Origin of the sequence: Taibaiella soli (genome assembly GCF_003236175.1) — a bacterium.
Taxonomy (GTDB): Bacteria; Bacteroidota; Bacteroidia; order Chitinophagales; family Chitinophagaceae; genus QKTW01.
Genome location: NZ_QKTW01000022.1, coordinates 21,945 through 36,191, shown reverse-complemented (window position 1 = coordinate 36,191; position 14,247 = coordinate 21,945). Strand labels below are relative to the sequence as shown.

Here is a 14,247-nt window from a genome sequence, read left to right as displayed (position 1 = left end):
TTAATTTTGTTCGTCATATCAGGAGCAGAACACCATCTTTCTGTTTTACTCCGGTGATGTCTTCATGAATCTTCGGATAGTTCTTAATGTAACCCTTGTACCCGATTACCTTTAGTATAAGAATATACAACAGGCGATGAAGCATAATTGAAATATAATGTAATTCCAGAAATGCCTTCTCATTCTTTCTATGGTCAACCGGCATTCTACCATGAAGAAAATTGTTTCGGTTTGATATACATTTCTTCTCTTCTTCACTCAATTTGTAGTTAAGCAATTTAAATGGGGCAGTAAGCGTATCGGTATTTGTTGGTCGGTTCCAATCGTTGAGCTTATTGTTTAAAACTTTAAATTGTTTTTCGTCAATTACGCCATCCAGTTTCAATTTATTTAGCACTTCGTCTATGGCTGGTTTCACCGATTTATTAAACATCTTCTTCTCTATCACCGGTGGACATTTCTTGGCGAACAATTCCTCTATAACATGGCAAATAGATTCAAATGCTACACAGTAAGCAGCAGCCTTAACTTCCGGCCTGCTGACATTTGCTTGTAAAATCACTACAGAAGCCCTTGAAAGACCTTCATGTTCATAAAAGAGATCACACAGTTTGCTAAAATGTTCAAGACTAAATTTGGCAAGCATTTTGTTCCAGCCGCCTTTTTCCATTTCGTCTTTGGCGGAAACCCCGGAGTTTTCAGCGTAAGCCATCAATGCACTAACCGGGTTATAAGTAATCATTCCATAACCAGTTAATAAGGACTCACTGAGCGCAGTATAATGAAGATTTAGGCTACCTTGAAACTCTATATTGTCAGAGCAAATAGTAAACCCTTCATTCAAGTGTAAATCGCCTTTTAAAAAGCCGTATGCCTGTAAGATTGTATTGGCAGCCAATAAAAATTTCCTATGTTCCATTTGCTGCAATGAATCAACTCCCCAAAATTTTTTCTTGTTGATCTTGATTGAAATTAAATGGAAGTGCAGGTCTTTAAAATTGACTTCTATCAATTCACTATTGCCGGCATTAATATCAGATTTAAAATTTCTATGCTCAAAATCAACAAATGAAAAATGGACATCAGGTACCGGAATCAATAACCTATGAAACTTGTTATTAAGATCGGCCACGGGATCACTATAAAGTTGGCTGATACTTCCCGTCACTTTAAAGTCGGGGTTTTGATTTGCCTGGACAAATCCAAAAAAGGAATTACCTTCTGTAACAGTAAAAGTCTGCCCCTTCGGTGAGGTAATTTGATAGGGCTTTTTGTTTTCGTTCGGTATAGAGGAAACCTTTTGCGCATCGCCATTGGAAGCAAGGAGCAGAAAACTAAATCTTAACTCATTTGCAGTTCGGGAAATGAGTGCTTCCTTTTTATTTAAAACAGGAATGTCACTGGTGATCGTCCATTTATGCCGGATAAGAATAGGGTTAATCAGAGAAATGGTATCAGCGAAATATTTACTAATAACAGATGTTTTCGTCGGTTCCATAATTAAGGGTTAGGTAAAAAATAAAAAGGATACCTGTGTTGAACAAGTATCCAAATTTAGTTATTAAAAATGAGGTGTTATCAGTCAACGCTTAGGCCGCCTGAGCCGGGCTGTCCGGCAATATTGCAGCAATGCTGATTTCTCCGGGTGGTGCATACCTGCCCTGTGCATAAGCCATACCATCTTCTACACGGATAAGCACGTCCACATCATGCGCAAAAGTCTGGCCACCCCTGAAATTCCCGCCTTTGGTAGCATGGAAAATACCAAAAATGGATGTCCGTGGCTTGTTGGATTTAATCAGGGATTTAAAAGCAACTTCATCCATTCCGGCATCGCTCACGCTGTCCACAAAAACGAATTGGTACATGCTCAGATCACCGGGCAGCTTATTGGCAAAATCCAATCCCGGTACATTGGCACGGTTGCGGATCACTTTATCCTGTAAGGTATAACCATGCCCCTCCTCAAAGGCACAATACAAGACCTTACCATAGCGTGTAAACTCTTTAGCCATATCTATGGCCACCGTAGATTTTCCTTGCTTGGGTTTACCATAAACCATAGCTGAAAATCCCGGTTCAGGATCACCGATCAGTTTCCGGTATTTACCCTGCAAACCCATAGTCCTGAACTTCTGATTAACAAGTTCATTGGCAGACATAATTTTTAAATCCTCGCCTGGTGCCTCAAAAGGTATTATCTGCGCAGTACCGGAAAGCCCTGAATGCTTCGTAGCTTTTGCGCCTGATGCCTTTACTCCTGCATCCCGCAGACGCATATCCATGATTTCAGTATTAATATCAAATCCATAATTGCGGCCTGAGCCGCTCAGTGCTGCGCTGCCGGTCACTTTTGCCGGGTTCCGTAACAGCGACATGGTAAGCTGCCTGGCCTGAATTAGCTTTTGAGCAATTGTTTTACACAGGCTGGGTGCTACGGTATCGCTAAAAGCACGATCTAACTCGCAATCCTGTAAGTTCCTTACCTTTTCCTGAATAAGTTTATAGATCACCGCATTCTGGCTACGGGTGAATCCTGCCAGGTCTTTATCACACGGGCAGCCGAATACCGCTATTTCACCAATCCCGTTCAAGGCATAGTCATTCAGGTTCACTACATCATTTTCGCTGTTCAGGTAGGCTTCAATCGCTGTCTTCGCCTTCCTGATGTCCTTTGAATAACGATCATCATCCAGCTTACCGGAACCAGCAGCCCGCTCGATCCGCTGAAGCAGTTTGCCAGCGCGTTCTTTCATACCAGTTCTGCCGGAGATATTAACAAACTCCAGCATGATGCCAACGCCCGCCGATTTCTCTACGCTGTCTGCGATTGCCTTATACGCCTTGAGTTTAGCAGCAGAAAGGGTCAGGTGCAAGGCACCGACCGCCCTGGCTTGTTCCAGTGCAGATTTAAGCCCGTTATTCATCGTGACAATCTCACTCTTGTATGGAGAATCCTTTGTCACCTTACGTTCGACTATTGCCTTATTGAACGCCCTCCATATAGAAAGCACCTGGTCATAGGTCTTATCCTTATCGTGCAGGCTGATGTAACGTTTTACCAATGCTATATCAGAAGGGATGTGTTCTACAATGGCAGCATCTACTTTGGGTTCTTCCGGTACGGCTTTGGAAGGCTTTTTTGCTTTGGTTCCCGGCTTTTGCACCACTGTCTTTGCTGCCTTCTTAGCCGGTGCTGCAGGCGATGTTTTTTTCTTCGGTTCTGGCGCTGGCTGCCCCAGGAATTTTTCCATTAGCAGGAAATAAGCATCAATTGTGGTTTTGGCAATAGGTGTGCGATCATATTTGGCTTTCCATTTTTGCGTAAATGCTTTGCCGGTATTTAGCCCGTCCGATGCTTTAGACCAGTCTATCTTTGCTTCTGCTTCTTTGTAATTGTGGATAGTGATTTTCATAAATCTTATTGTACGGTGAGAATAATTGTAATAATTAAGCAGCCTTTCCGTAGAGTTCCAGCTCCAGGGCTATAATGACAGTTGCGGCTTCGGCTTCCAATTCCAGTAATTCAAGTTCTTCCTCTTCTTCCGGGGTCAGCGGTTCAGGTTCGGGTTCCGGCATTTTGATAATCTTGCGGTCGGCATATATTTCGTCCTGCTTAACGTATTGCAATTGCCCGTTGGCAATATCAACAGCGCAATTGTTGACTTTCTGTATCACCCTGATGAGTTCGTCCAGGTTATCCAGGTTTACAAAGGCAACCATTTTATCCGCCCGCTTCTCAAAATTGTTCCCCTCTACCAGCTTTAGTATCTCTTCGTTAAGGAACACGTCACCACTGCTGGAACGGGAAGCTGAAACGATGAGTTTAAAAGATGAACTGCTGACACGGAATATCCCGATCCCGGTATTGGTGTTGATGGAATTTCCATTGGTAAGGGAACGGATCAGGGGGAGTGCCTTGATAATCGGTACCGAAACTTTATCCTTTAGCTGTTCATACGGATTCCAGTACTCGGACATAAGGATGCCCTTTTTCACCTGCCCATCCAAAGTCGTATAGCTGATGAGCTTACCAGGATGGTCAGCAAAAGCCTGTAGCAGATTACCGGTGATGATATACCTTATCTGCCGGTCAACATAGCTGTTATTGATCCATTGTTCCCAATTATCCAATAAGGCAAACCGGTCTATGGGATCGTCCTTGTCACTTGCGCCGATTATAGAAGTAATTGCTTCTGCGTTGGATGCCGGTATAACAATATACTTGTTGCTGTTAGAGATCGCAAAACGCAGCTTGATATTGGAAGGCGCAAAAGGGTTTTTCTTTTTCCAGTCAATCAGATAGCCCACAAATACAGATGGCACAAGATCAACTTCGCCGATATAGCGAACGGGATAATTCAGTACCTGGCCTATATAAAAGAAAGGCAATATCCTATTGAGGTACAGTTTACGATCAGATGCTTTTTTGGTCGCCTGTGCCAGTTTTTTCCTTCGGATATCTTCTAGTTCTGCCTCCCGTTCACTGATTGCCTTACGCCAGGCTTCCATATCCTCAGACAGCTTTTTAATTTTCTTTTCCTGCTGTACATTCTTGAGCAGTTTATCTATCTGCTCATTAACCTCCTTCTGTTCTTCTTCGAGGATCACGCTACCATACTTCTGAAATTCATTTATCAACTCCTGCTGTATCTCCAAAGCCGTCCTGCCACCAAGCGAATCGGTGAGCAGGTTATTGAGTTCAGTTGCAGTAAAAGGCTTGCGAAGCACATTTACATTTACCTTTTCCAAAATACTGTCCTTGCCAAAAACGCTTTGCGCCCCTTTGCCCATTTTAATAATGCTGGTGGCTACCGTTTCGGCTTCGAGGTTCATTGCCTCTACTTCCAGGTCATATTCACCGGTCTGCTTCAGGTACTCGATATACTCATCATATTTCAGCGACATTTCATCATAGAACTCCTGTTGCATCTGCGTGGACAGCACTGCCACCCGTCCGCTTACTTTAACAGCAGCATCTACAAGCGAATCATTCTCATTCCTTTTGTCGGTACCTTTTATAGCAACCGGGTGATCCAGCAGATCGTTTATATCTGGGCGTTCGGCAAGGTATTCTGCAACCAGCTTATCCCCGTATTTATTGAGGAAGTCCGGCACACTCAGGATTTTGTTTGACTGCCGCTGGTTGGAAGTGGTATTGGCATCCAGGCTCTTGAGTTTACGTTGCAGGATCATCATCATACGCAGCTCCGCAGGCACCGCAGAGGTAACATAATCATAGATCGGCTTAGAAATCTGTCCGGTACGGTTGATCCTTCCCCTCTTCTGTACTTCCGTGTTGATGTCCAGTTCTGCCTGCAATACGATCATAACCCTTTGCTTTACCGCGGTCGCAGGGACTTTGGCAGTCGGTATCGCATGAGCAGACGCGCCGGTAGATCCTGCCTGATTAATGAGCAGTACATCGGCTTCGTTATTGTTGAACAGCCGGAAAGCATCATTGGTATTTAACCGCCTGCGGGTATGGACTATCCCTTTTGAGTTATCTTCATTTAAATGCAGTTCGTATTTACGTCCTGTAACTTCCGCAACTGTAAAACCGGCCTGCCTGATATGCTTGATGATTACATCAATAGGGCTAATGGTAATGCCGGTGGAAACGGTGTCGATCAGCGTTTCTATACGCTTGTATTCGATCTGAGCCAACAAGGATAGTTCCTTGACTTCAAACGAATGGTGACTTGGTGTACCATCCGGCAATTTAACCGTATAACGCAGTACGCCTTCCAGCCCTTTGCGCAGTACCTGCGAAAAATCGGTTTCGATTACCGTATCATCACCAGAGGTCATTTCGGATTGTGTGACAAGTTCCTCCACAAAACTGCCCATAGTGGATGAAAATGCAATCACCGGCTTTTTGCCTTCCTTCAGGCGCATGATTGCCTGCTCGGCTACCGCTTCGGCTTTCAACGAAAAAAGCATCTGGTTGATAACCTGGAATATCTTGCTGAAGTAAGGTTCATTATCTACGCCCGCCTCCGAGGTGCCTTCACGGATTGCTACTTCTTCGCCATCCTTTGCTGCCTCCTCGTCCAGTGCGCTTACCTCTGCATTAATATACTCTTTCTGAAAAGCAATAATATCCCTCATCACCTGGGTGATATTGTCAGAGATAGCCCGATGTTCGGCGGCTTTATCATCCAGTGTTATATAGTTGACCTCTACACCTTCGTAGCTTCTTTCGCGGCGCAACATCTGTCCTTCCTGAACTAACTGCGCAGACAGGACTTCCTGTAAAGCAACGCCCCCTTTAGTGATAGAATATATCAGGCTTTCGCTGCTCAGGTTGCTATCAGAAATGGCCGTACGTAACGCATAAATGGGCATGTTGTCCGGGCGTTTGGCAAAGGTGGCCGAAAGGAAAGCCACGCCCCTTGTCAGGCGTACCACATCCTGCAAGAACATACCTGTTTGTGAGGAGCCGGAACTGTTATGCGCCTCATCCATGATAAAAATATTATCCTCAGCAATTGTTTTCAGAAAATTGGGCTTGAGGGGCTTCTTTTCAGCACTATTGAATTGCGTATAAGTAGCGCACACAAAATCGAATTGTACCGGAATTTTCCCGCTGCTAAAAACCTCCGATTGCTCACTTGGCGGTAGTGCCTGGTATATTACATTGCCGTCCTCATCCTTAACATCGCTTTTGGGTTCCCTGCTGTTAACGATAAATGGCCGCAGGTTGGCACTGCCAATCGCTGCAAGGTCACGGTATATATCAGAAAACAGGTTGGCCTTTTCGGTGAGAAAAATAGGGGTTAGCCCTTGCTGGCAGCCATAACGGATAATAGATGCAGCAACTCGGCCTTTACCGATACCGGTCTGGTCGCCGATCACCATGCCCTGCCCCCTTGCCTCAATATTATAGATAGCCATTGCAACGGCATCAATCTGTTCAGCGGACAGTGCTTTGCACATCTCCAGCTTAGTGCGGTAGCCCAGGCGGTCGCGTACAAAATTGTCAATATCGCCGCCCACTTCCCGTTCGATCAGTGCGACTGCTTCCTGCGTTTCAAAGGCCATGCTGTCCGGCACCTGAGTATCAAGTACCACGCAGGCATCGGAAGCTGGCTGATAGGGTGCGCCCAGACCTTCGTCCTTCACCATTTTCATAAAGGCAGCGGCTTCCCGCTCCAATTCAGCAAGGTCACTATCTACTTCCTCTTTAGTTGTATTATTGTAGATAACGACACGAAACTTATCTTTCTCCAGTTGGGCTTTGATCGCCAGTACCCGTTCTCCGGGAATGCGAACAGCTTCTATTACTTTACGGGCATAGAGAAATTCATCTTCAGGCTTCAGGTCAAAATTCCGACACAGGTAAGGGACGCTTTGCCCGTACACTTCGTAAATATTACCTTCCTGATAAATAATAATCTCATCAAAACGGGGTTCTATCTCCAGCATCCGTTCCAGCTTCCGGTATTGTTTATATTTTTCAGCGCGGGTTTTCATTATCATTGATTTTTGTTGTGTTGGTGCTTCGGGCTTTTCCAGTTCGTCAATCATGGCGTAAGGCTTTCCTGATTTGCGTAAAACGTCATCAATCCATTGCCTGCCTTCTGCCGGTAGCCGCAGCAGTAATATTCCATCGCCCTTGTAATCAAAATGCGCGGAAACATTCGATTGGGTTATCTGCGCCACATCAAATATTTCTGTTCCTTTATCACTACCGTAAACTTCATAGTGCATATCGTTACGCAGCAAAATGAGCCTGCCTTCGTACCGCTCTTTCAGCGGCAGGTACTTTTGTTCGTAGCGTTTCGCCAGTGTACTCATGTATGGCTCTTTAGTTTGTGGTGTTAGCTGCTCCATTGCTGTTGTAAAGCGATCATAGAGGTCATCAAAAGTGTTGGCGATCTTATCATGCTGCGGATTATACAAAGGGGCTACGCCACCCGCAACTGCTTTCCTGCCGTTAATGAGAATGATGCGGGTATTAAAAGAAGTCCCTTGCCGGGAAAATAAATTTCGCCCGTTGATATTGATGACATCAAGGACATGATAACGGTTATAGAGGTAATTAAAGAAGATACGGTTTCGGCCTCCTTGTATGCGCCCGTGTTTTCCCCAGCGGGTATGGCCACCCATAATGACCGCAGCACGGCCATCCCTGCTCATGGATTCCAACGCTTTCAATGCCATGAGGCCATCAAGGGTATTAATCTTATAGGTATCGAAAAAGACCGACTTACGCAGTGTGCCAAATGGCGGGTTCGTAACTACTGCTGAAAATGTATTGCCGATGTCGCTATACGAAAATGCTTCGGAAGCGTCCCGGTTCCATACGTTTGCAAATCCCTGAGTCTTCAGGTTGCGGTTGCGTACTTCATCCACTTCGTTTACATAAATACGCTCCGGCCTGCCAGCTATGGTGAGCAGGCCATTACCGGCAGAAGGCTCAAAGCCATAACCGCCGACCTGGTGCAGCTTATCCAGCCCTGCAAAAATACCCATCAAAAAACCGATGGGTGCGGGTGTGGAATATTGCTGGAGAAGCATACTCATACTTGTGCGGTGGCTTAAATTGACCTGGCTTTTATACAGGGTAACAATTTTATCATAACGATCCCGGAGCGTCCCTTTGCCTTGCGCCAATTCCCTTGCACAGCGGACAATAGCCAGCTCCGTGAGTTCCTTTACTTCGGTCTTATCGGTAATGGCCAGAGCCGCCGCCAGCTTTTCTACTGTAAGTTTGGTGTGGTGCTTCTGTGCGGTCAAATCCTGTTGCATAATGGCAACAAAATCTTCCCTCGTTACAGGCAATCTTATTTCTACCGGAGTTGCAGTTTTGCTTTTCATGATACCGCTTAGTTCTTTATCGGGGTTTGATCTTAATTTCCGGGCTACAACCTTTACTACTGCTACGCTGACAGCGTTCCCCAATAGTTTATAGCGTTGTGTATCCGATATTTCTTTTGTTTGGCCTTCATACGAGCCGTACTGCGTCCAGTTGTCCGGGAAGCCCTGCAAGCGTTCGCACTCCACTGGTGTCAGCCGCCTGATACCGGCTTTGCTGCGGATATATGTTTCACCCCGACCATGTACTCCCTTGCTGTAGGTACTGGTTATCGTTGAGGCAATATCTTTGCCCCCTTGCCCCTTGCTTCCGATCTTTTCAGGTAATTGATCGCCCGTGGGGACAGGAAATATTTGCGGGCAGGACGATCCTCTAAGATGTCCGACAAGGTAGATGCGCTGACGGTGTTGGGGAAGAAACCAGGCTGTATCAAGCAACTGCCATTGTATCTCATAAAGCCCAATGTCGGCAAGCGTTTCAAGGACGATTTCAAAGTCTTTCCCGCCATTGGAACTGAACAGCCCTTTGACGTTCTCAAACAGAAATACACGGGGTCGGTATGCTTTGATGAGCCGGACGGCTTCAAAGAAAAGACTGCTCCTTTTACCTTTAAGCCCTTTGCGCCCGCCAGCGATGCTGATGTCCTGGCAGGGAGAACCGAAGCTGATAATATCCGGTGCTGTGATCGCAGTCTTGCCGATGTTCCTAATATCTCCAAGTTGACGGGCATGAGGAAAATTATATTGATAGTTGGCTACGGCATGTGCGTCAATCTCAGAAAAATAGTGTTCAGAGAACCTGAAACCTGCTTGCTTTAGTCCTAAAGCAAAGCCACCTGCACCGCTAAAGAGATCGAGATAAACGATCTGCTTTCCTTTGCCCAATCTATTTTTCACTATTTAAGTCCCCTCATCAGTTTCTTGAAATATTTGTCGCGATCTAAGGGCTTATTGGGTTCATAATATTTGCCATTGACAAATATTGCCTGTACGAACATATTCTGGCAAATACGGTTGACTTCTGTTTGCGTAAGGCTATCAGGATTCTTTACTGTAAAGCGGTGCTTTGTTCTTTCTGATTGATGCGTTATTGTTATGCTCGCCATGTGTTTTATGAATAGTATTTGTTAATCGGTACAGGAACAAGGCGCTTCATACATCTCCAGGTCGTCAAATAATTTGAGTTGTTCCTTGTCGGCATTCAATAAATCTTCCCACCGGTAATGCCTGCCCAATCCTTTAATTTCACGTAGCGTCTCTTTGGCATTACGTTCCAGTGAAACAGCCCTTTGTTGTAGTTCGGCAGGCAGTGACAGGATTTCTCCGCGTTTCATATTAGGGCAGAAAAAGCAGCTCGATTTGGGTGGCAGACATAACCCGGCATTTATTATTTCCTGTTTACAGCGATTTCTATCCCAGCCCCATTCAATAAGGGGATAGCAGGGATTGTATTTCTTGTCACCGGGTCGCACGCGACGGACTTCACCGGCATCAAAGCCTATATATTTGATTACTGCCCTTTGGTTCTTCCAGCTCTTCTTTGCCTTTGCAAAATGGTTAACCCACTTTTCCTGCGGGGCTATTTTGAACTTATGTGAACACTGTTTATGTCCATAAGCAATGGAGGGCAGTTGCCGGTAGTGCAGGCAGTGCTGTTCCAAAGTCTTTGCATCCCCATTTTTTGAAACACGTCTGATAACGGTAATCCTTGCTTGTCCATGCTTACGCAGCCATTTATTAAATCGCCTGATGAAAGCATAAGTTTCCGGTTTTTCTGCTCCGGTATCGGAAAACAGAATGGCATCCAGCTTCGTGCCATTCAGGGTAAGGGCAACGATCATAGCCGTGGAATTAATCCCGCCACCATACGCCGCTATTTTTACAGGTTTCATGTCAGTGCTGCTTTTCCTTTAAATGCCTGATGAGAAAAAAAAAGCCGCAATGGTCGCAATGCCTCCTATTGCTTTGGCTACTGTGTCGGTATTATCCTTTATGTCGGTAATCACGTCCTTAGCTTCCTGCTTCACGTCCTGGATAACCTGCTGCGCTTTGAAGACCAGACCACGAACACCGTACGGTGTACTGTTCCAAACATACTGCTTGAACTCCGCCATTGTGATCTTGCCGTCTTTGACAATATTTACGGCAGGGTTCTGGCTGGCAATCAGGGAAGCGGACAGTCTGCTGGTGGAGAACACATAATTATCCTGCTTACCAACTGCCGCCGGAAAGAACGTGACCAGGTACACATCAAAATAGCTGTGCATTTTACCCCGGTAGGGCTTAAAATATTCTTTTACCCAATCGAGCTGCTGTAAATGGTTCCGCTGCAACATGCTTTGCGGTGCGCCAGGTGCGCCACTGGCCGATGTCCATTGCAACAGACCCGCAGCTATCAGCCTGCCTTTTTGTATGTTCTGCGCAGATGCTTTCAGCTTGCTTTCTGCGTACATAACCTGCATCAGCCAATTGGGGTCTATTTGAAGCCCGGCGGCAATATCAGTAACCTTTTGGGCAAAGGCTGCGCGGATACCCACCGGAATATTGGGATGATCTATATGAATAAGGCTCATGGCTTGTAATCTTAAATAAGTGAAAATTTGTTGTTGAACAGCAGGTCGAAAGCCCCGCCAACACCGCAGAATTTCAGGATATGGTTGCTGGTTTCCTGCTTTTTGCCCGAAGACAAACCGGAGCTGCGTATTACTTTCACAAGTCCTGTGGTATCGGATACCGGTGTTTTATAAAAGCTATAGTTCGGCCCAGTATTGTAGGCGCTCATCACCTTGTCCAATCGCAGTATGCTGCCGTCTATAAACTTCGGGTTCTGGCAGAGAAACTGTAAATAAATAGCACCCATCAGCACGTTAAACTCTGCTCCGGCGGTAGTATTGGATTTAGCCAGGGCAAAGGCTGCGTCTTTACTTACGGCACCGCCCTTGCCGAAAGAAGGAAATGATTTTTGTATAATTGGAATGGCTTTTGCAATGACCCCGGCAGGGGCAATCCATTTCTTCCCATCCGCATACATTGTTCCTTGCAGGTAGTTCAGGCAATCGGCTATGGTTGTCTTGCCGATCTGCATCAGACCAACATAAGTACTGTTAGTGGTATGTTGTTTGCCCCCGCTTTCCACGGCTGATTTGGCTACCAGTAATTGTACAGGTAAACCAGTCACAGCCGCCGCCTGACGGAAATACGGCAACCATGTAGCTTTGATCCGGTTCAGAAAAGTGAGCATATCGTTCAGGGAAAACGGACTGGTTGCATTGATAGAAGGAAAGGATTGTGTACGAAGTGCCATAAAAACAAATTATTTGCCGGGGGTAATGATGATCTCTGAATTTGCTGCGGTATCAGGGGCTGCGCTGCTATCCAATACAGGTAAACCCGGCTTTTCAGGCCGTCCCATATTGTAGCCAATCATACAGAGCAGTGCAATGCCACCCAATACATACCAACCTGTATTAGTTTGCTGCTGCATTTATTTTCGTTTAACGATTTTGTGTTTTTGGGGAATCGGCTTACTTACTTTGCGGATGATCTTTGGCACCGGCTTCTTTGACAGCACCGCTACCGGAGCCTTGCCGGTAATGATCTGTCTGTACAGGGTTTCGGAAATTTCAGAAACACGGAAGCGTTTCAGTATGGCCGCCCTGGTCATGGTTCCGAAATAGCCCGTTGCAGACACACCCAACTTCCGTTGCACTTCTTTTACATAGGCGCTGGTCGTACCAAACTTCAATGGGAAGATGGTTGACTGGCTAACCGCAGGGACTGCTGCCGGAGTAGTGATGGACTGGCTTGTAATAGCTATTGGCTGCTGAATGGCAGTAGTGGCACCGGGACGGTAAGAGGCCGGAAGCTGCGCCCCCATTCTTGGCTTGCCATTACCAATAATCAACGGGTTTGGATTTTTCACACCGGAACGCTGCGCAAACTTTTTAGCCTGGTCGGATTGGAAACGAAGGCTTTTATTGTTGCGGGCTTTCTGCATGGCCAGTAGTTTTGCCTGGTCAGACTGGAATCGGATTGCCTTATTGCCGATCACCGGTTTGCTGTTAGCAAAATAGGTGGTTGCTTGTGCTGTATTCGCTGGTAAAGAAGTAGCCTGCCGGCTGGTATTGATAGAGGCAGAAGGACTGTAAGGCGTATAATTACCTCCGCCGCCACTACGGCTACCTGAAGAAGATGAATAACTGCTGTCACCCTCATCTTCATCTGCGCTTTCTGCTTCTGGGTCTTCTTCCTCTTTATCCGCTTCGCCAGCTTCGGGGTCTTCGCGGCCTTCCTCATCACTATCTTCCGAAGGTGCTGTTTTTGCTTGCGCCTGCGCATACGAAGGTGCCGGTGCCGGGTCGATCTGCGGCATGGCAGCTTCTCCAGCATTAACCTGTGGTAGCAAAGAAGCGGCATCATCGGGTATTGCAGCCGTCACGGGTGCTGCTTCCTTCTTTTTCATGCTGGTGAGCAGTATAAGCAGACCAGCACCAATACCTAATGGCAGTAGCATACTGCCTTTACCTTTTTCGCTCATCGCTGAATGTTTATGGTACGTGAATAGTGAATGTGTGCATTGGGATTTTTGAAATACACCCGTTGTTCCAGCACTTTAGGGCTGAATATCCATAGCCAGGGATTTTTACGTTTGCTGTAAACAACCTGGGTCATGGTGTCCCTGCTATTGATGTTAACAAGCTGCTGTCCCTCGTGGGCAATACCGGAAACGTCATAAAACTCGTCATGGTAGCTGAACACATTATAGCGCAGGGTGTCTTTCACAGGCTCTGAACCGGCAATACCTATACCAGTTTGCGGCACCCAGGAAACACTGTCCCTGAGTTGGGTTATGATTTGCTTTTGCTGCCCAAAGGATACGGTAGATACGACACTGACACTCCCCAGCTTGACCTTCATCGCCCCAATCTCTTTGCGCAATTCAGGGAACAGGTCAGTCAGCTCTTTCTGCCTCAACTCCAGTACCCCCGTCTGGCTGGCTATCCTGCCATTGGATAACAGTACCTGCTCCTGTTCCTGGTTGAAGAGGCTCTGATTGTGGCTCATTCGACCCATTTCCTTGTGCATCGCCTTTAATTCCCGCAGTAGCAGGAACACGGTCACACTTATCATGATGCGCCATATCAGGGGCGACTTGAGTATTGTCAGTATTAATTTCATCTTCTTTTGTTTTATGAAAGGAATAAGCGGTTAAAACGATGTAGAGATAAACCCCGCATAAGCGTATTGCAGCTTCAATGCGTTCAGGCAAACCGAGTGCCCTTACCATATCGAAATGGTCATTGACAATAATGGCAAAACCATATACCAGCGTTATGATGAGCCACCGCCGGATACTGATACGAGGTGTGGCATTTGATAGCCTTTCGACAAGTTTGGTATTGAAGCGCATAACGTGAGTATGTGAGG

At 46.1% G+C, this 14,247-nt stretch carries 9 protein-coding genes; all 9 read right to left on the bottom strand.

Features of this window, described 5'->3' with window-relative positions; all coding sequences use genetic code 11:
* Positions 1-13: 13 nt before the first annotated feature.
* The 9 genes from DN068_RS15995 to DN068_RS21975 all read right to left on the bottom strand — a co-directional run bounded on the left by DN068_RS15995 (position 14) and on the right by DN068_RS21975 (position 13,998).
* Entirely contained in the window at positions 14-1,498 is a 1,485-nt protein-coding gene (locus tag DN068_RS15995) for a hypothetical protein (RefSeq protein WP_110999947.1), read from the bottom strand.
* A 91-nt stretch (positions 1,499-1,589) separates the two neighbouring features.
* The gene (locus DN068_RS15990; RefSeq protein ID WP_110999946.1) at positions 1,590-3,416 is read right to left on the bottom strand and encodes an AAA family ATPase; all 1,827 of its coding nucleotides are present in this window, start codon (positions 3,414-3,416) and stop codon (positions 1,590-1,592) included.
* A gap of 34 nt (positions 3,417-3,450) precedes the next feature.
* Positions 3,451-9,717 (bottom strand): DNA (cytosine-5-)-methyltransferase, encoded by a 6,267-nt coding sequence (gene dcm, locus DN068_RS15985; protein WP_110999945.1) that lies wholly within the window; start codon positions 9,715-9,717, stop codon positions 3,451-3,453.
* A gap of 230 nt (positions 9,718-9,947) precedes the next feature.
* Positions 9,948-10,712 (bottom strand): adenine nucleotide alpha hydrolase family protein, encoded by a 765-nt coding sequence (locus DN068_RS15980; protein ID WP_243630282.1) that lies wholly within the window; start codon positions 10,710-10,712, stop codon positions 9,948-9,950.
* Positions 10,713-10,730: 18 nt separating this feature from the next.
* Positions 10,731-11,393 (bottom strand): hypothetical protein, encoded by a 663-nt coding sequence (locus DN068_RS15975; protein WP_110999944.1) that lies wholly within the window; start codon positions 11,391-11,393, stop codon positions 10,731-10,733.
* Between the two features lie 11 nt (positions 11,394-11,404).
* On the bottom strand, positions 11,405-12,124 hold the full coding sequence (locus DN068_RS15970) for a hypothetical protein (RefSeq protein ID WP_110999943.1): 720 nt from the start codon (positions 12,122-12,124) through the stop codon (positions 11,405-11,407).
* A gap of 9 nt (positions 12,125-12,133) precedes the next feature.
* Positions 12,134-12,304: a hypothetical protein gene (locus tag DN068_RS22165; RefSeq protein WP_165836424.1), complete on the bottom strand. Its 171-nt coding sequence runs from the start codon at positions 12,302-12,304 to the stop codon at positions 12,134-12,136.
* Complete coding sequence (locus tag DN068_RS15965; protein WP_110999942.1) at positions 12,305-13,357, bottom strand: peptidoglycan-binding domain-containing protein; 1,053 nt, start codon at positions 13,355-13,357, stop codon at positions 12,305-12,307. It lies immediately after the preceding gene.
* Positions 13,354-13,998 carry a DUF6549 family protein gene (locus DN068_RS21975; protein WP_123985379.1) on the bottom strand — a complete coding sequence of 215 codons (645 nt, stop codon included), beginning with the start codon at positions 13,996-13,998 and terminating at the stop codon, positions 13,354-13,356. The genes DN068_RS15965 and DN068_RS21975 overlap by 4 nt, the downstream gene beginning before the upstream one ends.
* Between the last annotated feature and the right edge of the window lie 249 nt (positions 13,999-14,247).

Coding starts and splice junctions, on each gene's coding strand:
- DN068_RS15995 (WP_110999947.1), bottom strand. CDS start 1,498: ATGGAACCGACGAAAACATCTGTTATTAGTAAATATTTCGCTGATACC.
- DN068_RS15990 (WP_110999946.1), bottom strand. CDS start 3,416: ATGAAAATCACTATCCACAATTACAAAGAAGCAGAAGCAAAGATAGAC.
- DN068_RS15980 (WP_243630282.1), bottom strand. CDS start 10,712: ATGAAACCTGTAAAAATAGCGGCGTATGGTGGCGGGATTAATTCCACG.
- DN068_RS15975 (WP_110999944.1), bottom strand. CDS start 11,393: ATGAGCCTTATTCATATAGATCATCCCAATATTCCGGTGGGTATCCGC.
- DN068_RS15970 (WP_110999943.1), bottom strand. CDS start 12,124: ATGGCACTTCGTACACAATCCTTTCCTTCTATCAATGCAACCAGTCCG.
- DN068_RS22165 (WP_165836424.1), bottom strand. CDS start 12,304: ATGCAGCAGCAAACTAATACAGGTTGGTATGTATTGGGTGGCATTGCA.
- DN068_RS15965 (WP_110999942.1), bottom strand. CDS start 13,357: ATGAGCGAAAAAGGTAAAGGCAGTATGCTACTGCCATTAGGTATTGGT.
- DN068_RS21975 (WP_123985379.1), bottom strand. CDS start 13,998: ATGAAATTAATACTGACAATACTCAAGTCGCCCCTGATATGGCGCATC.